This is a genomic window from Burkholderia sp. LMG 13014, assembly GCF_905232215.1.
Lineage (GTDB): Bacteria > Pseudomonadota > Gammaproteobacteria > Burkholderiales > Burkholderiaceae > Burkholderia.
On record NZ_CAJNKE010001029.1, the window covers coordinates 1 to 1,182 of the forward strand.

Annotated in this window: 1 protein-coding gene; it reads right to left on the reverse strand. The window is 63.5% G+C overall.

What is annotated here, in order from left to right; translation table 11 throughout:
- Positions 1 to 233: 233 nt before the first annotated feature.
- Entirely contained in the window at positions 234 to 524 is a 291-nt protein-coding gene (locus JYJ84_RS37130) for a DUF3331 domain-containing protein (RefSeq protein ID WP_039366241.1), read from the reverse strand.
- Positions 525 to 1,182: the final 658 nt, after the last annotated feature.

Sequence of the window (1,182 nt, forward strand, 5' to 3'; positions counted from 1 at the left end):
GGCGCCGGTCACGACCGCAACTTTGCCGCCTTGCGCCGGGACGTGGCGCGCGCTCCATGCATGCATGTCTGCCTCCATCGGCGCGACCGGGCGGCCGCGGCGCGTAATCGTTACATTGAGTGGTGTAACGATAGTGTGCGCGGGCGTGGCAGACAAGCGGGGGAATTAGACCGGTGCTTCTAGGGCCGGCGCATCGTGTGGTGCCGCGTGCCGTGACGCGCGGCCGGCAGGATTTACCTGCCGCCGGCCAGCGCGAGCACTTCGGCGGCGGAGATCATCGCGGCCGCATTCGCGGGTGCCGGGCGTTCGGCCGGGCGGAACACTTCGTCGCCGCGGTGGATCACCTGGCGCGACAGCGCGCAGGTGCCGGTGCGTTGCGCGAAGCGGCGGCGCCAGCGCTGTTCACCGTAGTGACAGCGGCCGGGTTCGACCCAGCGGACGACGAGCAGCGTATCGGAACGTTCGAGGATTTCGACGTGGACGTCGGCGGGATCGAGCGCAGGCAGGGATTTGGAGGCCTTCATTTTGCCGTTTCCTAAAGCTCGTGCGGTTCGGCCGTGGCAGTGGATGTCACTACCCGATGGCGAATCCGTAGCGGTTTCCATGAGTGGTGCGCTAAATGTAAGCGTCTGTGACCGGAAAAAACATCCTGTCTGGCTCAAATTACCTTTTGCCGATTTAGAAACAATCCACGCTTATTTTCTTTGGAAACCACAGACAAAAACGCCCCGGACACGAAGTCCGGGGCGGAAAATCGGCCTGCGCGCCGTGTCTGCTCGCCCAGTCACGGAGCCCATCGCCGGGGGACGGAGGTGCCCGCAGGGATCGAACGCGGGCGGGGTGGCGATGGACCGGAAGCGCAGTCCGGTACGCCATGATGGCGTGCGCATCCCGTTGAGACCCTGACGCGAACATGACTTTTTTGTCAGTTTGGCGTGCTGCCGTGCCGGGCGTGTGCTGTCAACCGGCCAGGAAACCCGCCGGTATTGGGGTTGTACGAATCCCTGGACGCGCTCCCGGGCACCGTCGAACGCCGAATCTCTGCTCAACCGCCCGATTTCCCCGCCCGGGTAAATACTGAATCCCGATTCCGTGACAAACGCGAAATCACTTCCTATGATTGGTTGGACCTTTAGTCCTTTGTGCCAATCGGCCGACGGGTGGCCGGCTTTTTCGGGGGAG